Origin of the sequence: Streptomyces sp. NPDC058646 (assembly GCF_042716875.1) — a bacterium.
GTDB lineage: Bacteria > Actinomycetota > Actinomycetes > Streptomycetales > Streptomycetaceae > Streptomyces.
Genome location: NZ_JBHXRK010000023.1, coordinates 20999 through 36733 on the forward strand (window position 1 = coordinate 20999; position 15735 = coordinate 36733).

At 72.0% G+C, this 15735-nt stretch carries 20 protein-coding genes; 19 read left to right on the forward strand and 1 reads right to left on the reverse strand.

The window, feature by feature from the left end; all coding sequences use genetic code 11:
* The first annotated feature begins 131 nt into the window (after positions 1-131).
* The 17 genes from ACFWUZ_RS25730 (at position 132) to ACFWUZ_RS25810 (ending at position 12989) form a co-directional block, all read left to right on the forward strand.
* Positions 132-728, forward strand: a complete 597-nt coding sequence (locus ACFWUZ_RS25730) for a hypothetical protein (RefSeq protein WP_384377387.1) — start codon at positions 132-134, stop codon at positions 726-728.
* A 260-nt stretch (positions 729-988) separates the two neighbouring features.
* Positions 989-1426, forward strand: coding sequence for a 30S ribosomal protein S16 (gene rpsP / locus ACFWUZ_RS25735; RefSeq protein WP_384377390.1), 438 nt, complete (start codon positions 989-991; stop codon positions 1424-1426).
* 2 nt (positions 1427-1428) lie between these two features.
* The gene (locus ACFWUZ_RS25740) at positions 1429-1668 is read left to right on the forward strand and encodes an RNA-binding protein (protein ID WP_030011889.1); all 240 of its coding nucleotides are present in this window, start codon (positions 1429-1431) and stop codon (positions 1666-1668) included.
* Between the two features lie 166 nt (positions 1669-1834).
* Entirely contained in the window at positions 1835-2395 is a 561-nt protein-coding gene (gene rimM / locus ACFWUZ_RS25745; RefSeq protein WP_384377393.1) for a ribosome maturation factor RimM, read from the forward strand.
* Entirely contained in the window at positions 2395-3216 is an 822-nt protein-coding gene (gene trmD, locus ACFWUZ_RS25750) for a tRNA (guanosine(37)-N1)-methyltransferase TrmD (protein ID WP_384377396.1), read from the forward strand. The genes rimM and trmD overlap by 1 nt, the downstream gene beginning before the upstream one ends.
* A gap of 132 nt (positions 3217-3348) precedes the next feature.
* Positions 3349-3699, forward strand: coding sequence for a 50S ribosomal protein L19 (gene rplS, locus ACFWUZ_RS25755; protein WP_031144161.1), 351 nt, complete (start codon positions 3349-3351; stop codon positions 3697-3699).
* Between the two features lie 44 nt (positions 3700-3743).
* The gene (gene lepB, locus ACFWUZ_RS25760) at positions 3744-4484 is read left to right on the forward strand and encodes a signal peptidase I (RefSeq protein WP_384377399.1); all 741 of its coding nucleotides are present in this window, start codon (positions 3744-3746) and stop codon (positions 4482-4484) included.
* Between the two features lie 61 nt (positions 4485-4545).
* The gene (gene lepB, locus ACFWUZ_RS25765; RefSeq protein WP_384377402.1) at positions 4546-5352 is read left to right on the forward strand and encodes a signal peptidase I; all 807 of its coding nucleotides are present in this window, start codon (positions 4546-4548) and stop codon (positions 5350-5352) included.
* 111 nt (positions 5353-5463) lie between these two features.
* Positions 5464-6363 carry a signal peptidase I gene (gene lepB, locus ACFWUZ_RS25770; RefSeq protein ID WP_384377653.1) on the forward strand — a complete coding sequence of 300 codons (900 nt, stop codon included), beginning with the start codon at positions 5464-5466 and terminating at the stop codon, positions 6361-6363.
* 44 nt (positions 6364-6407) lie between these two features.
* The gene (gene lepB, locus ACFWUZ_RS25775) at positions 6408-7190 is read left to right on the forward strand and encodes a signal peptidase I (protein WP_384377405.1); all 783 of its coding nucleotides are present in this window, start codon (positions 6408-6410) and stop codon (positions 7188-7190) included.
* Complete coding sequence (locus tag ACFWUZ_RS25780) at positions 7180-7752, forward strand: NUDIX hydrolase (protein ID WP_384377408.1); 573 nt, start codon at positions 7180-7182, stop codon at positions 7750-7752. The genes lepB (ACFWUZ_RS25775) and ACFWUZ_RS25780 overlap by 11 nt, the downstream gene beginning before the upstream one ends.
* 13 nt (positions 7753-7765) lie before the next feature.
* Entirely contained in the window at positions 7766-8074 is a 309-nt protein-coding gene (locus ACFWUZ_RS25785; RefSeq protein WP_005311352.1) for a DUF2469 domain-containing protein, read from the forward strand.
* A gap of 108 nt (positions 8075-8182) precedes the next feature.
* Positions 8183-8554, forward strand: a complete 372-nt coding sequence (locus tag ACFWUZ_RS25790; protein WP_384377411.1) for a YraN family protein — start codon at positions 8183-8185, stop codon at positions 8552-8554.
* Positions 8554-10173 (forward strand): YifB family Mg chelatase-like AAA ATPase, encoded by a 1620-nt coding sequence (locus ACFWUZ_RS25795; protein ID WP_384377414.1) that lies wholly within the window; start codon positions 8554-8556, stop codon positions 10171-10173. Before ACFWUZ_RS25790 ends, ACFWUZ_RS25795 begins: the two co-directional genes overlap by 1 nt.
* Positions 10170-11333: a DNA-processing protein DprA gene (dprA, locus tag ACFWUZ_RS25800; protein WP_384377417.1), complete on the forward strand. Its 1164-nt coding sequence runs from the start codon at positions 10170-10172 to the stop codon at positions 11331-11333. The genes ACFWUZ_RS25795 and dprA overlap by 4 nt, the downstream gene beginning before the upstream one ends.
* A 209-nt stretch (positions 11334-11542) precedes the next feature.
* Positions 11543-12379 carry an RNA polymerase sigma factor WhiG gene (gene whiG / locus ACFWUZ_RS25805; RefSeq protein ID WP_384377420.1) on the forward strand — a complete coding sequence of 279 codons (837 nt, stop codon included), beginning with the start codon at positions 11543-11545 and terminating at the stop codon, positions 12377-12379.
* Between the two features lie 52 nt (positions 12380-12431).
* Complete coding sequence (locus ACFWUZ_RS25810) at positions 12432-12989, forward strand: TetR/AcrR family transcriptional regulator (protein ID WP_384377656.1); 558 nt, start codon at positions 12432-12434, stop codon at positions 12987-12989.
* 34 nt (positions 12990-13023) lie between these two features.
* Here the strand turns inward: ACFWUZ_RS25810 and ACFWUZ_RS25815 are convergent, their stop codons facing one another.
* Positions 13024-13503 carry a M23 family metallopeptidase gene (locus ACFWUZ_RS25815; protein ID WP_384377423.1) on the reverse strand — a complete coding sequence of 160 codons (480 nt, stop codon included), beginning with the start codon at positions 13501-13503 and terminating at the stop codon, positions 13024-13026.
* 249 nt (positions 13504-13752) lie between these two features.
* On the opposite strand from ACFWUZ_RS25815, the gene rpsB reads away from it, so the two are divergent.
* Complete coding sequence (gene rpsB / locus ACFWUZ_RS25820; protein WP_384377426.1) at positions 13753-14667, forward strand: 30S ribosomal protein S2; 915 nt, start codon at positions 13753-13755, stop codon at positions 14665-14667.
* A 135-nt stretch (positions 14668-14802) separates the two neighbouring features.
* Positions 14803-15639: a translation elongation factor Ts gene (tsf, locus tag ACFWUZ_RS25825; protein ID WP_384377429.1), complete on the forward strand. Its 837-nt coding sequence runs from the start codon at positions 14803-14805 to the stop codon at positions 15637-15639.
* Positions 15640-15735: the final 96 nt, after the last annotated feature.

The following is a 15735-nucleotide window of genomic DNA, read 5'->3' on the forward strand; positions in this document are numbered from 1 at the left end:
GTACCGACTCCTCCTGAGATCGGCGCACCCGTCCTCGTCCGGACGCATCAGACTGAACTGACTGGTACGTGCAAAAAATTTGGAATGGCCCGGAATCGGAACACCGGGGCCCCTCGGCTCGTTGTCACGACGTGAGCACGACACCACCTGTTCTCGCCGCAGAGCTGGCGCAGGCGTGGGCCGATATTCAGCGGTACCACCCCGAGCTGCCTGACCTTGCCGCGCCCGAGTCCCTGATCGGAGAGTCCTCGTCCGCCTGCGGCGCCGAGCTCTCCTTCGAGCGACTGCTGCACGAGGCAGTCCACGGCATCGCCGCCGCCCGCGGAGTCCGCGACACCTCGCGCGCCGGCCGCTACCACAACCGCAGATTCCTCGCGATCGCCGAGGAGATGGGGCTGAACCACTCCGAGGATCCGCACGCCAGCAGCGGCTTCTCGCTGGTCACGCTCAATCCCGAGGCGAAGAAGCGCTACCGCCCCACCATGGAGCGGCTGCAGCGCGCCCTGAAGGCGCACACGGCCGCGACGGCCGCCGACACCAAGCGCAGCTTCCGCGGACCGGCCGCCCGGCACGGTTCCTCCGGCGGCGGCGTACGCGTGAAGGCGGTCTGCGACTGCGGGCGCAACGTACGGGTGGTCCCCTCCGTGCTGGCCCAGGCGCCGATCGTGTGCGGGGGCTGCATGAAGCCCTTCCGCATCCCCGAGGTGACCGTCGCGGCAGCCTCCTGACCGTCCGGCCCCACCACCCCCGGAGCCCGGACCGCCCGGGCCACCCCCACCGGGGGCCGCGGCCGGGCCTCGCGCCGCCGGCGGACCGACCCGCCCGGCTGAGCGCGCCGCGGGCGTATGGCACAATGGCTAGCTGTACTCGACAGTCGCATAGGACCCCTCTCTCCTCCGGCTGACGCGTCCATCGGGCATCCGAGTACCGCAACCCCACGTGGCATCTCATGTGCCCAACCACGTCAAGTTCAGGAGACACCACTCCAGTGGCAGTCAAGATCAAGCTCAAGCGCCTCGGCAAGATTCGCCAGCCGCACTACCGCATCGTCGTCGCCGACGCCCGTACCCGTCGGGACGGTCGCGCGATCGAAGAGATCGGTATCTACCACCCGACCTACAACCCGTCGCGCATCGAGGTCAACGCCGAGCGTGCGCAGTACTGGCTGTCGGTCGGCGCCCAGCCCACCGAGGCCGTGCTCGCCATCCTGAAGCTGACCGGTGACTGGCAGGCCCACAAGGGCCTCCCCGCCCCCGCGCCGCTGCTCCAGCCGGTGACGAAGGAAGACAAGCGTCGTACCTTCGACGAGTTCGCCAAGGCCCTCGAGGGTGGCGACGCCAAGGGCGAGGCCATCACGCAGAAGGCGAAGAAGGCCGACAAGAAGGCGGACGAGGCTGAGGCCGCCGCCGAGTCGACCGAGGCCTGAGCATGCTCGAGGAGGCTCTTGAGCACCTCGTGAAGGGCATTGTGGACAACCCCGACGAAGTGCAGGTCGCCTCGCGCAACCTGCGCCGCGGGCAGGTGCTCGAGGTCCGGGTCCACCCCGACGACCTCGGCAAGGTGATCGGCCGCAACGGCCGCACCGCACGTGCTCTGCGTACCGTCGTGGGCGCCATCGGCGGCCGGGGGATCCGCGTCGACCTCGTCGACGTGGACCAGGTCCGCTGAGAAATTGAAGTACCGGCACGGGCCGGGGAGGGCGTTCGTCGCCCACCCCGGCCCGAGTCGTTTCTGCCCGCGGGCAGAGCAACCATGGATCGTGAACGCACGACGGAGAGGCGCCACCCGCGAGAGCGGCGGCGGTTCCCGGCCGCTAGAAGGGCAGAGACACACAGTGCAGCTGGTAGTCGCGCGGATCGGCCGCGCCCACGGCATCAAGGGTGAGGTCACCGTAGAGGTGCGCACGGACGAGCCGGAACTGCGGCTCGGTCCCGGCGCCGTGCTCCGGACCGAGCCCGAGTCGGCGGGCCCGCTGACCATCGAGACGGGCCGGGTCCACAGCGGACGGCTGCTGCTGCGCTTCGCGGGGGTCAAGGACCGCACCGGCGCCGAGGCGCTGCGCAACATCCTGCTGATCGCGGAGGTGGACCCGACGGAGCTGCCCGAGGAGCCCGACGAGTACTACGACCACCAGCTGATGGACCTGGACGTGGTCCTCGCCGACGGCACCGAGATCGGCCGGATCACCGAGATCTCCCACCTGCCCTCGCAGGACCTCTTCATCGTCGAGCGGCCCGACGGCTCCGAGGTGATGATCCCCTTCGTGGAGGAGATCGTCGCCGAGATCGACCTGGAGGAGCAGCGCTGCGTCATCACGCCGCCGCCCGGGCTGATCGACGAGCGCGAAGCGGTCATCGACTCGACCCGTGACGAGGACTCCGGGGACCGGGCCTGATGCGTCTCGACGTCGTCACGATCTTCCCCGAGTACCTGGAGCCGCTGAACGTCTCCCTGGTCGGCAAGGCCCGCGCCCGCGGCCGGCTCGACGTGCACGTCCACGACCTGCGGGACTGGACGTACGACCGGCACAACACGGTCGACGACACCCCGTACGGCGGCGGTCCCGGCATGGTCATGAAGACCGAGCCGTGGGGCGAGGCCCTGGACGCGGCACTGGCCGACGGGTACGAGAAGGGCGCGCGCGGACCCGTGATGGTCGTGCCCACGCCCAGCGGCCGCCCCTTCACCCAGGAGCTGGCCGCCGAACTCTCCGAGCGGCCGTGGCTGATCTTCGCGCCGGCCCGGTACGAGGGCATCGACCGCCGCGTCATGGACGAGTACGCCACGCGGATGCCGGTGTACGAGGTCTCCATCGGCGACTACGTCCTGGCCGGCGGCGAAGCAGCCGTCCTGGTCGTGACCGAGGCCGTGGCCCGGCTGCTGCCCGGGGTGCTGGGGAACGCCGAATCGCACCGCGACGACTCCTTCGCGCCGGGCGGGATGGCCGACCTGCTGGAGGGCCCGGTCTACACGAAGCCGCCGCTGTGGCGCGGCCGCGACATCCCCGAGGTGCTGCTCAGCGGCCACCACGGCAAGATCGCCCGCTGGCGCCGCGACGAGGCGTTCCGGCGGACCGCGCAGAACCGCCCGGACCTGATCGAGCGCTGCGAGGCCTCCGCCTTCGACAAGAAGGACCGCGAGATCCTCTCCGTCCTGGGCTGGAAGCCGTCGCCCGACGGTCGATTTTGGCGCAGGCCGGAGGTCGTGGAAGAATAGGCGGCTGCTGTACGCCCGCGAGCGCCCCTGCCACAGGGGGACCGTCGCCCGCAGGGTGGAACAGCTCCCGAATTCTCTACGGAAACCCGCCCGGCGGCCTGTGGCGTCGTGCGAAGAAAGCAGACGAAGAACATGTCTCACCTGCTCGATGGCGTCAACGCCGCCGCGCTCCGCTCGGACGTCCCGGCCTTCCGCCCGGGTGACACGGTCAACGTGCACGTCCGCGTGATCGAGGGCAACCGCTCCCGTATCCAGCAGTTCAAGGGTGTCGTCATCCGCCGTCAGGGCGCGGGCGTCTCCGAGACCTTCACGGTTCGCAAGGTCTCCTTCAGCGTCGGCGTGGAGCGTACCTTCCCGGTGCACTCCCCGATCTTCGAGAAGATCGAGCTCGTCACCCGCGGTGACGTGCGCCGCGCGAAGCTGTACTACCTCCGTGAGCTCCGCGGCAAGGCCGCGAAGATCAAGGAGAAGCGCGACAACTGAGGTCCCCTCCGGGGTCCCGGGGCGGCCGGATAGGCTCGCTCCCGATGGACACCGAAGCACCTCACACGCAGCGCGGCCACTCTTCCCCCGACGAGGGGGAGGGGCGGCCGCGTTCTGCGTTCTCCGTCCGGCGCCGACGGCGTCCGGCCGAGCGGCCGGGCGGCCTGCGGCGGGCGGGTGTGCTCGGCGTGCTCTGCACCGTCTTCCTGCTGCTGTTCAGCAACTTCGTCGTGCAGCCCTTCCTGATCCCGAGCCGGTCCATGGAGCCGGCGCTCCAGGTCGGCGACCGGGTGCTGGTCAACAAGCTGGCGTACCGTTTCGGCGATCAGCCGCGCCGCGGTGACATGGTGGTCTTCGACGGCAGCGGCTCCTTCGTACGGGAGCGCGCGGACCGCGGCCCGGTCGGCGACGCCCTGCGGGGCGCGGCCTCGGCACTGGGGCTGGCGGAGCCCTCCGACACCGACTTCGTGAAGCGGGTCGTGGGCGTCGGCGGCGACGACGTGGTCTGCTGCGACGCGGGCGGCCGGATCGAGGTCAACGGCGTGGCGCTGGACGAGCCGTACCTGTATCCCGGGGACGCACCCTCGAAGGTGCCCTTCCGAATCGTCGTACCCCTTGGGACCCTGTGGGTCATGGGTGATCATCGTTCCCAGTCCCGGGACTCACGGGACCACCTGGGAGAACCGGGCGGGGGGATGGTGCCGGTGGAGAAGGTGATCGGGCGGGCCGACTGGATCGGCTGGCCGGTCTCGCGCTGGGGTTCGGCCGGCGGCGGGCGTGGGTAGCCGGGGCCGGCCGCGGGGGGCGAGGGAACCGGAGCCGGAGCCCGAACCGGAACAGGTCCCGGTGGTGGAGGGCGGCCGGGCGGAGCGCAGACGGACCGCGCGCCGGGTGCGGCGGCGCCGCCGCACCCGGCGGGTCGGCGAGGTCCCGCTGCTGGTGGTCGTGGCGCTGTGCATCGCCCTGGTCCTCAAGACCTTCCTGGTCCAGGCGTTCTTCATCCCGTCCGGCTCGATGGAGCAGACCATCCGGATCGGCGACCGCGTCCTGGTGGACAAGCTGACCCCGTGGTTCGGCTCCCCGGTCGAGCGCGGCGACGTCGTCGTGTTCAAGGACCCGGGCGGCTGGCTCAGGGGCGAGAGCGCCCGCCCTGCCCCGGACCCGGTCGGCGTCAAACAGGTCAAGCAGGCGCTGACCTTCATCGGCCTGCTGCCCTCGGCGGACGAGCAGGACCTGATCAAGCGCGTCATCGGGGTCGGCGGGGACACCGTCAAGTGCTGCGACGCCAAGGGCCGGGTCACGGTCAACGGCGCGGCGCTCGACGAGCCGTACGTGAACCCGGGCAACGCCCCCTCCGAGATCCGCTTCGAGGTGCGGGTGCCGGCCGGGCGGATCTTCGTGATGGGCGACCACCGGGCGAACTCCGCGGATTCCCGTTACCACCTCGACGAGCCCTTCGAGGGGACGATCGACGAGGACGAGGTCGTGGGCGAGGCCGTGGTGATCGCGTGGCCCTTCGGGCACTGGCGGCGCCTGGAGACCCCCGACACCTTCCGCATGGTCCCCGACCAGGCACGGCAGGAGCGGCGGGGCGCTGCACGGTCCGAGGCACGCGGGCGGCGGAGGCGCGGCGGGGGCGTCCCGTTCGCATAGTGTGTCCTGGGTCTCCCGCGCCTTAGGGAACTCCCGCTCGTTAAGGGAGGGGAGGGCCCGTGTCCGGTCGGAGCGGGCGGCGATCTCGATTGAGGAGTGGATGTGGGGGATGTGGCGGTGGGCGCACGATCCGGACGCGACGAGGGCGAGGAGCGGCCGGACGACGATGCCGTCGAGCGCGAGGCCGAGGAGGACGGTGCCAAGGCCCACGCGCACCGGTCCTTCTGGAAGGAGCTCCCGCTCCTCATCGGTATCGCCCTGCTGCTGGCCCTGCTGATCAAGACCTTCCTGGTCCAGGCGTTCTCCATCCCGTCCGACTCGATGCAGAACACCCTGCAGCGGGGGGACCGGGTGCTGGTGGACAAGCTGACCCCGTGGTTCGGATCCGAACCCGAGCGGGGCGAGGTCGTCGTCTTCCACGACCCCGCGAACTGGCTGTCCGGGGAGCCCACTCCCGAGCCGAACCTCTTCCAGAAGGCGCTCAGCAAGATCGGCCTGATGCCGTCGGCCGACGAGAAGGACCTGATCAAGCGGACCATCGCGATCGGCGGGGACACGGTCGAGTGCAAGAAGGGGGGACCGGTCGTCGTCAACGGCAAGGAGCTGGACGAGCCCTACGTCTTCCCCGGGAACACCCCGTGCGACGACAAGCCCTTCGGTCCCATCACCGTGCCCCAGGGCAAGATCTGGGTCATGGGTGACCACCGGCAGAACTCCCAGGACTCCCGCTTTCACATGGAGGACCTCACCCAGGGCTTCGTCCCCGTCGACAAGGTCGTCGGACGGGCCGTGGTCGTGGCGTGGCCGCTGACCCGCTGGTCCACCCTGCCGGTCCCGGACACCTTCGACCAGCCGGGCATCGGCAAGCAGGCAGGGGCCACCGCCCTCGGCCTCGACGCCTCCGGGCCGGCGCCGGCCGGGCTCGGTCCGGCCGCGCTGGGGCTCACCGGCGCGGTTCCGCTCGTGCTGTGGCGCCGGCAGAGGCTGACCCGCGGGCGTACCGCCGGGTAGGGTGCCGCCCAGGTCGACGATCTCCGAGGTGTGGGGGCGCTGGGATGGGCGGGACACAAGCAATACGCAGTGGCAGGGACGGCCACGGCGGTCTCGGCGACGTGCTGTCGGGGATCGCCGTGGCCGTCGGCTTCGCGCTCTTCCTCGGCGGTTTCGTGTGGGCGGCGTTCCTCTACCAGCCCTACACGGTGCCGACCGACTCGATGATGCCCGGCGTGCGCCCCGGTGACCGGGTGCTGGCACAGCGCATCGACGGCGACGAGGTGCGCCGCGGGGACGTGGTCATCTTTACTGATTCCATGTGGAGCGATTCGCCCATGGTCAAGCGGGTCGTCGGCATCGGCGGCGACACCGTGAAGAGCACCGGCGCGGCCGGCGCGCTGACGGTGAACGGCGTGCCGCTGGACGAGCCCTTCATCGACGCCACCCAGCCCGGTACGGGCCTGCCCACCCCGGCCGGGGAGCCCCCGGCGCCTGGCAGCCCCTTCGAGGTGACGGTGCCCGAGGGGAACCTCTTCCTGCTGGGGGACCGGCGGGGCGCCTCGCTCGACTCCCGCGCCCACCTGCAGGAAGCCGGCCAGGGAACCGTGCCCCGCACCGCCGTCAGCGCCCGCGTCGACGCCCGGGCGTGGCCCTCCATGCGGATGCTGGAGCGGCCGCAGACGTACGCCGCGCTGCCCGGCGGGATCTCGCAGCCCGGCCCGCTGCGCCTCCAGGTGGTGATGGTGGTGGCCGGAGCCGCCCTCGTGCTGCTCGGAGCCGCGTACGGGCCGCTCGTACGGGTCCTGGGGCGGGGGAAGCGGCGGGAGCGGGCCGGTGCCCGCTGACCGGGCCGGCGCGACGGCGCCCGGGCCCGCGGGACCGCCGAGCGTGCGGAAGGTGTCCCGGGTGATCCTGCTGGACCCCGCGGACCGGATCCTGCTGCTGCACGGCTTCGAGCCGGCCGACCCCGCGGACGACTGGTGGTTCACCCCCGGCGGGGGCCTGGAGGGCGGCGAGAGCCGGGAGCAGGCAGCGCTGCGGGAACTCGCCGAGGAAGTGGGGATCAGGGACGTCGAGCTCGGGCCGGTGCTGTGGCGCCGGTACTGCTCCTTCCCCTTCGACGGGCGGCGCTGGGAACAGGACGAGTGGTACTTCCTCGCCCGTACCGCCCGGACGGTGACGGATATGAGCGGGCTCACGGAGCTGGAGCGGCGCAGCGTCACCGGAGCCAGGTGGTGGACCTCCGAGGAACTTCTCGCGGCCCATGAGACGGTGTACCCGACCAGACTCGCCGAGCTGCTGCGCACGCTGCTCGACGACGGCCCTCCGGGTACGCCGGTGGTCCTGGCCCCGGACATCGTCCAGGGGCGCGGGGGCCTGGCGCACAATAGGGGGACGCACGGCTGAAGGGGAACATGCCATGAGTGCCGAGGACCTCGAAAAGTACGAGACCGAGATGGAGCTGAAGCTCTATCGGGAGTACCGCGACGTCGTCGGGCTGTTCAAGTACGTGATCGAGACCGAACGCCGTTTCTACCTCACCAACGACTACGAGATGCAGGTGCACTCGGTGCAGGGGGAGGTCTTCTTCGAGGTCTCGATGGCAGATGCCTGGGTCTGGGACATGTACCGGCCGGCCCGCTTCGTGAAGCAGGTCCGCGTGCTGACCTTCAAGGACGTGAACATCGAGGAGCTCAACAAGAGCGACCTGGAACTGCCCGGCAGCTGAGGTCCGGCCCCCTCAGGGTGACGGGGTCGTCCACAACGGCGGAGTTGTCCACCAAGATCCACAGGGTGGGCGGGGGTGCGCGATCGTCGGTGCCGGAGGTGGTGCCCGATGAACGCGAAGGGCGTGGCACAGCAGGCATTGGGGCGGTACGGCGAGGAACTCGCGGTCCGGCGGCTGACCGAGGCCGGGATGACCGTGATCGCCAGGAACTGGCGGTGCCGCAGCGGGGAGATCGACATCGTCGCGCGCGACGGTGACGCCCTCGTCGTGTGCGAGGTCAAGACCCGGCGGGAAGGCCCGTTCGAACACCCGATGGCCGCCGTACGGCCGGGGAAGGCCGAGCGGCTGCGCCGGCTCGCCGGGCGCTGGCTCGCCGACCACGGCGGACCGCCCCGCGGCGGGGTGCGGATCGACCTCGTCGGCGTCGTGCTGCCCCGGCGCGGTGCGCCCGTGGTGGAACACGTCAGGGGCGTGGCCTGATGGGGTTCGCACGGGCCTGTTCGGTGGCCCTGGCGGGCGTCGACGGGGTGGTCGTGGAGGTCCAGGCCGACCTCGAACCGGGGGTCGCGGCCTTCACCCTGGTGGGGCTGCCCGACAAGACCCTGGTCGAGAGCCGGGACCGGGTGCGGGCCGCCGTAGTCAACTCGGGGGCGGCCTGGCCGCAGAAGAAGCTCACGGTCGGACTCAGCCCGGCCTCCGTACCGAAGTCGGGGGCCGGCTTCGACCTGGCCGTCGCGGCAGCCGTGCTCGGCGCCGCCGAGGTGATCGACCCCGGCGTCATCGCGGAACTCGTGCTCGTCGGGGAGCTGGGGCTCGACGGCCGGGTGCGTCCCGTCCGCGGGATCCTGCCGGCGGTGCTCGCCGCGTCGGAGGCCGGGTACCGGCAGGTCGTGGTGCCGCAGCAGTGCGCCGCCGAGGCCATGCTCGTCCCCGGCGTCTCGGTGCTCGGCGTCCGCAGCCTGCGCCAGCTGATCGCCGTGCTCACGGACGGGGAGGTGCCCGAGGAGGATCCGCCCGGCGTCCCCGGCCGGCCGGACCCGATACTGGCAGGCCTGCTGCTCCCGGGGGCGGGGCCGGGAGCGGGCCTCACCGGCGCCGGCGGATGGGACGCACCGGACCTCGCCGACGTCGCGGGACAGCGGGCCGCTCGGCGCAGCCTGGAGGTCGCCGCGGCCGGAGGCCACCACCTCCTGCTCAGCGGCCCGCCCGGCGCGGGCAAGACGCTGCTCGCCGAGCGGCTGCCCGGCATCATGCCGCCGCTCACCCGGCAGGAGTCGCTGGAGGTGACCGCCGTCCACTCCGTCGCGGGGATCCTGCCGCCGGGGGAGCCGCTGGTCACCGTCCCGCCGTACTGCGCTCCGCACCATTCGGCGACCATGCAGGCCCTGGTCGGGGGCGGCAGCGGACTCCCGAGGCCCGGCGCCGTCTCGCTGGCCCACAAGGGGGTGCTCTTCCTCGACGAGGCCCCGGAGTTCCGGCCCCAGGTGCTCGACGCCCTGAGACAGCCCCTCGAATCGGGGCAGATCGTGCTGGCCCGGGCCGCCGGCGTGGTGCGGCTGCCCGCCCGGTTCCTGATGGTGCTGGCGGCCAACCCCTGCCCCTGCGGGCGGTACAGCCGGCACGGTGCGGGCTGCGACTGCGCGCCCTCGTCGATCAGGCGCTACCAGGCGCGGCTGTCCGGCCCCCTGCTGGACCGGGTGGACCTGCGCATCGAGGTGGAGCCGGTCAGCCGTTGCGACCTGCTCGGCGACGGCGCCCGCGGCGAGGACAGTGCCACCGTCGGCGCCCGGGTGGTGGAGGCCAGGGCGCGTGCCGCCCGGCGCTTCGCCGACACCCCGTGGCGCATCAACAGCGAGGTGCCCGGGCGGGAGTTGCGCACCCGGTGGCAGCCCGCGCCCGGAGCGCTGGGCCAGGCCGAGCGCGATCTGGAGCGGGGCCTGCTCACCGCGCGCGGACTGGACCGGGTGCTGCGGGTCGCCTGGACGGTGGCCGACCTGGGCGGCAGGGACCGCCCCGGGCCGCTCGACGTGGCCGTGGCGCTGGAGCTGCGTACCGGGATCCCGCGCGGTGTACCGCTCCTGACGGGGCAGAGGCCGTGACCGGGGAGGTGGCGGCGCGGGCGGCCCTGACCCGGGTGCTGGAGCCGGGGGACGAGCACGGAGGGCGCTGGCTGCGGGAGTTGGGCGCCGTGGAACTGATGGGGCGGCTGACCGGAGGCGGGACGGAGCCGGCGGCCTTGACGGGGGTGGGCCCGGAGCGGCTGGCCGGATACCGCCGACGGGCGGCGCGGGCCGACCCCGGGCGGGACCTGGCGGCGGCCGCCGAGGCCCAAGTGCGGTTCGTCGTACCCGGGACGCCGGACTGGCCGACGCAGCTCGACGACCTCGGCGACGCCCGCCCGGTCGGCCTGTGGCTGCGGGGCGCGGCGGACCTGCGGGCCTGGGCGCTGCGTTCGGTGGCCCTCGTGGGCGCCCGGGCCTGCACGCCGTACGGGGCACACATGGCCCAGAGCCTGGCCGGCGGGCTGGCCGAGCGCGGCTGGGTGGTGGTCTCCGGGGCGGCGTACGGGATCGACGGCGCGGCCCACCGGGGCGCCCTGGCCTCGGGCGGTGCCACCGTGGCGGTGCTCGCCTGCGGGGTGGACGTCGCCTACCCGCGCGGCCACGCCGGACTCCTCGGGCGGATCGCGGGCCAGGGACTGGTCCTGGGCGAGCTGCCGCCGGGCAGCCATCCGACGCCGAGCCGCTTCGTCCTGCGCAACCGGGTCATCGCCGCCCTCACCCGGGGCACGGTCGTGGTGGAGGCCGCCCACCGCAGCGGATCCCTCGTCACCGCCCGGAGGGCGCAGGGCCTCGGCCGGATCACCATGGGCGTCCCCGGGCCCGCCACCAGCGCGCTCTCGGCCGGGGTGCACGAACTGCTGCGGGGCGAGGCCTTCCTGGTGTCCGACGCGGCGGAGGTGGTGGAGCTGGTGGGCGGCATGGGCGAGCTGGCTCCCGAGCGGCGTGGGCCGGTACTGCCCAGGGACCTGCTCCGCCCGGCCACCGCCCGCGTGCTCGAAGCGCTCCCCGCCGGGCGCCCCGCCCAACTCGACGCGGTGGCACTTGCCTCCGGCATCGGCGTCGATGAAGTCATCGGCAGACTGTACGAACTTCACTCTCTGGGGTTCGTCGAACGGCAGGGCGACGGCTGGCAGTTGAGCAGGCAACGGCCCGGTGGGAGCACGCAAACCGGAGGCTCCCGGCGAGGCGGTCGTTGACCTGGGGCGTTCCGGTGAAAGAGTGAAACCGATGAGAGACGCGGTCTTCCCGGTGGCAGTCGCCGGGACCGAGCGCCAGGCGCCGGTCCCGGGTCGCCCGCGCGAGTCGGGACGCCCCTGCGCCCCCGCGCGATCCCGTACTCTTCGCGCACCGCGACACTTCCGTCACGCTACGCTCCCAAGGAATCCGGCTCCGGCAAAGGCGAAGCATGCCCCAGCACACCTCAGGGTCTGACCGCGCTGCGGTGCCCCCCGCCGCCCGTGGCAGTGTGCGGTCCACCGCGCCCTCGTCCCTGGAGGTGCTGTGGCGCTCGTACAAGGAGTCGGGTGACGAGCGGCTGCGGGAGCAGCTGATCCTGCACTACTCGCCGCTGGTGAAGTACGTGGCGGGCCGGGTCAGCGTAGGTCTGCCGCCCAACGTGGAGCAGGCCGACTTCGTCTCCTCCGGGGTCTTCGGGCTGATCGACGCCATCGAGAAGTTCGACATCGACCGCTCCATCAAGTTCGAGACGTACGCGATCACCCGCATCCGCGGCGCGATGATCGACGAGCTGCGGGCACTGGACTGGATCCCGCGCTCCGTCCGGCAGAAGGCGCGGGCGGTGGAGCGGGCCTACGCCACGCTGGAGGCCCAGCTGCGCCGCACCCCCACCGAGGGCGAGGTCGCCGGCGAGATGGGGATCGGCGTGGAGGACCTGCACGCCGTCTTCAGCCAGTTGTCGCTGGCGAACGTGGTGGCCCTGGAGGAGCTGCTGCACGGCGGCGGGGAAGGCGGCGACCGCCTCTCGCTGCTGGACACCCTGGAGGACACCGCGGCCGACAACCCGGTTGAGGTCGCGGAGGACCGGGAGCTGCGGCGTCTGCTGGCGCGGGCCATCAACACCCTGCCCGAGCGGGAGAAGACGGTGGTCACCCTCTACTACTACGAGGGCCTCACGCTGGCCGAGATCGGCAACGTGCTGGGCGTCACCGAGAGCCGGGTCAGCCAGATCCACACCAAGTCGGTCCTCCAACTCCGGGCCAAGCTGGCGGATGTCGGGCGGTGAGCTTGCGGTACCTCCGTAGAGTGGATGCGTGCCCAGGATTCGAGCGGCCTCCGTGGCCGAGCACCGGTCGATGCAGCGCGGCGCCCTCTTGGACGCTGCGCGTTCCCTGTTGTCCGAAGGCGGGACGGAGGCGCTGACCTTCCCCGCCCTCGCGGAGCGGACCGGGCTCGCCCGATCCTCCGTGTACGAGTACTTCCGGTCCCGCGCGGCCGTGGTCGAAGAGCTGTGCGCGGTGGACTTCCCCGTGTGGGCCGCCGAGATCGAGGCGGCCATGGAAGAGGCCGACTCGCCCGAGGGCAAGATCGAGGCCTACGTGCGCAGCCAGCTGGGGCTGGTCGGGGACCGCCGCCACCGCGCGGTGGTGGCGATCTCGGCCAGTGAGTTGGACGCGGGGGCCCGGGAGAAGATCCGCGCGGCTCACGGAGGCCTCGTGGCGATGATCGTCGAGGCTCTCGGCGCCCTGGGGCAGCAGGAGCCGAAGCTGGCCGCGATGCTGCTCCAGGGTGTCGTCGACGCGGCGGTCCGGCGGATCGAGCTCGGCGCGGCCGAGGACCCGGGCGTGGTGACGGACGCCGCCGTCGCGATGGCCCTGCGGGGCGTCCGGGGCTGACCTGCCGGGGACGCGCCCCGCGCCGCCCCGCGTCTCAGCCTCCGCCCGGCGGGGCGGGAGGAACCGGCAGGAGCCGGGGGGCCGGGGGCGGGAGGAGGCCGAGCGGGTTGAGGTAGGTCTCGCCCTCCAGCAGCCCCCAGTGCAGACACGGGGCCGGACAGTGCGAGCCCTCCGTGAGGACCGCGACCACCTGGCCCGCCGTGACCGCCTCGCCCTCCGAGACCAGCGGGCGGACCGGCTCGTACGTCGTGCGCAGCCCGTTCGGCAGCGCGATCGACAGGACCCCCCGTCCGGCCACCTGCCCGGCGTGGTGCACCCGGCCCGCGGCGACCGCGCGCAGCTCCGCCCCCACCGGGGCGGACAGGTCCACGCCGCGGTGCCCGGCGGCGTACGGGGTCGGGGGCGGGTCCCACCAGCGGGCCACGACCAGGGGCGCGGGCAGCGGGCGGACCCCCGGCAGGCCCGGGGCCGCCTGGGCCAGGAGCAGCAGCAGGCTGAGCAGCAGTGTCGTCATGGACCCAGGGTGGCGCGGGCCGGGCGGGCGGCGGCCGGGCCTGTGGACGGGCCGGGCGGTGTGGACAAGTGCGTCACCCGGCATACCAACCGGTCCCGTACACTTCTTGTGGCGATCCGGGTCACCGGGTCGACTTCGCACGCCCCAGCACCAGCCCGAAAGGGCCAGGTGAAAGCGTCTCTCGGTCCCTCATGGGGCAGGACGCGGCCGGGGCGTCAGGAACCAAACCGAGAAACCAAGGAGATGGCCATGGCCGTCGTCACGATGCGGGAGCTGCTGGAAAGCGGCGTCCACTTCGGTCACCAGACCCGCCGTTGGAACCCGAAGATGAAGCGCTTCATCTTCACGGAGCGCAACGGCATCTACATCATCGACCTCCTGCAGTCGCTGTCGTACATCGACCGCGCCTACGAGTTCGTGAAGGAGACCGTCGCGCACGGCGGCTCCGTCATGTTCGTCGGTACCAAGAAGCAGGCGCAGGAGGCCATCGCCGAGCAGGCGACGCGCGTCGGCATGCCGTACGTCAACCAGCGCTGGCTGGGTGGCATGCTCACCAACTTCTCCACCGTCTACAAGCGCCTCCAGCGTCTGAAGGAGCTTGAGGCGATCGACTTCGAGGACGTCGCCGCCTCGGGTCTCACCAAGAAGGAGCTCCTGGTCCTCTCCCGCGAGAAGACCAAGCTGGAGAAGACCCTCGGTGGTATCCGCGAGATGTCGAAGGTCCCCAGCGCCGTCTGGATCGTCGACACCAAGAAGGAGCACATCGCCGTCGGTGAGGCGCGCAAGCTCCACATCCCGGTCGTCGCCATCCTCGACACCAACTGCGACCCCGACGAGGTCGACTACAAGATCCCGGGCAACGACGACGCGATCCGCTCCGTCACCCTGCTCACCCGCGTGATCGCCGACGCCGTCGCCGAGGGCCTCATCGCCCGTTCCGGCGCTGCGACCGGTGACTCGAAGCCGGGCGAGAAGGCCGCCGCCGAGCCGCTCGCCGAGTGGGAGCGCGACCTGCTCGAGGGCGACAAGAAGGCCGACGACGCCGCTGAGGCCGCTCCGGCCGAGGCCGCCGCCGAGACCGTCGAGGCCCCGGCCGCCGACGCCACCGAGGCCCCGGCCGCCGAGGCGACCGAGGCCCCGGCCGCCGACGCCGAGCAGGCCTGACCCACTACGAGCGCCCGGCGTTCACGCGCCGGGCACTCGCAGCACGGACGATGACGGCGGGGGAGCCGCGCCACAAGCGCGGCGCCTCCGCCGTTCACCCGTAGATCTACGACTTCGAGAGAGAATCACAGACTCATGGCGAACTACACCGCCGCTGACGTCAAGAAGCTCCGCGAGCTCACCGGCGCCGGCATGCTGGACTGCAAGAACGCGCTCGTGGACGCCGACGGTGACGTCGAGAAGGCTCAGGAAGCGCTCCGCATCAAGGGTCAGAAGGGCGTCGCCAAGCGCGAGGGCCGTTCTGCCGAGAACGGTGCCGTGGTCTCCCTCATCGCCGACGACAACACCTCCGGTGTCCTCGTCGAGCTGAAGTGCGAGACGGACTTCGTCGCCAAGGGCGAGAAGTTCCTTGCCGTCGCCAACCAGCTGGCCGCCCACGTGGCCGCCACCTCCCCGGCAGACATCGAGGCGCTCCTCGCGTCCGAGATCGAGCCCGGCAAGACCGTCACCGCTTTCGTCGACGAGGCCAACGCCAACCTCGGCGAGAAGATCGTCCTGGACCGCTTCGCGCAGTTCACCGGCGGTTACGTGACCTCGTACATGCACCGCACGATGCCCGACCTGCCGTTCCAGATCGGCGTCCTGGTCGAGCTGGACAAGGAGAACGCGGACGTCGCCCGCGGCGTCGCGCAGCACATCGCCGCGTTCGCCCCGCAGTGGCTGTCCGCCGAGGACGTCCCGGCCGAGAAGGTCGAGTCCGAGCGTCGCATCGCCGAAGAGGTCACCCGCGCGGAGGGCAAGCCCGAGGCTGCCATCGCCAAGATCGTCGAGGGTCGCGTCAACGGCTTCTTCAAGGAGGCCACCCTCCTCGGCCAGCCGTACGCGCTGGACAACAAGAAGTCCGTCCAGAAGGTTCTGGACGAGGCCGGTGTCACCCTGAAGCGCTTCTCGCGCATCAAGGTCGGCATCTGATTCTGTCCGTACGCCACGGACGCCGGACCCCGGTAGGGTCTGAAGCAGTCGTCCGCGCTTGCGCGAGGCGACCGCAGATCTGACGAGGAGGCCATT

Excerpts from the sequence above, each read along its gene's own strand:
- lepB (WP_384377399.1), top strand. The coding sequence starts at position 3,744 with ATGGACACCGAAGCACCTCACACGCAGCGCGGCCACTCTTCCCCCGAC.
- ACFWUZ_RS25815 (WP_384377423.1), bottom strand. The coding sequence starts at position 13,503 with ATGACGACACTGCTGCTCAGCCTGCTGCTGCTCCTGGCCCAGGCGGCC.
- ACFWUZ_RS25790 (WP_384377411.1), top strand. The coding sequence starts at position 8,183 with ATGAACGCGAAGGGCGTGGCACAGCAGGCATTGGGGCGGTACGGCGAG.
- ACFWUZ_RS25795 (WP_384377414.1), top strand. The coding sequence starts at position 8,554 with ATGGGGTTCGCACGGGCCTGTTCGGTGGCCCTGGCGGGCGTCGACGGG.
- ACFWUZ_RS25785 (WP_005311352.1), top strand. The coding sequence starts at position 7,766 with ATGAGTGCCGAGGACCTCGAAAAGTACGAGACCGAGATGGAGCTGAAG.
- whiG (WP_384377420.1), top strand. The coding sequence starts at position 11,543 with ATGCCCCAGCACACCTCAGGGTCTGACCGCGCTGCGGTGCCCCCCGCC.
- rplS (WP_031144161.1), top strand. The coding sequence starts at position 3,349 with ATGTCTCACCTGCTCGATGGCGTCAACGCCGCCGCGCTCCGCTCGGAC.
- ACFWUZ_RS25740 (WP_030011889.1), top strand. The coding sequence starts at position 1,429 with ATGCTCGAGGAGGCTCTTGAGCACCTCGTGAAGGGCATTGTGGACAAC.
- rpsB (WP_384377426.1), top strand. The coding sequence starts at position 13,753 with ATGGCCGTCGTCACGATGCGGGAGCTGCTGGAAAGCGGCGTCCACTTC.
- trmD (WP_384377396.1), top strand. The coding sequence starts at position 2,395 with ATGCGTCTCGACGTCGTCACGATCTTCCCCGAGTACCTGGAGCCGCTG.
- tsf (WP_384377429.1), top strand. The coding sequence starts at position 14,803 with ATGGCGAACTACACCGCCGCTGACGTCAAGAAGCTCCGCGAGCTCACC.
- lepB (WP_384377405.1), top strand. The coding sequence starts at position 6,408 with ATGGGCGGGACACAAGCAATACGCAGTGGCAGGGACGGCCACGGCGGT.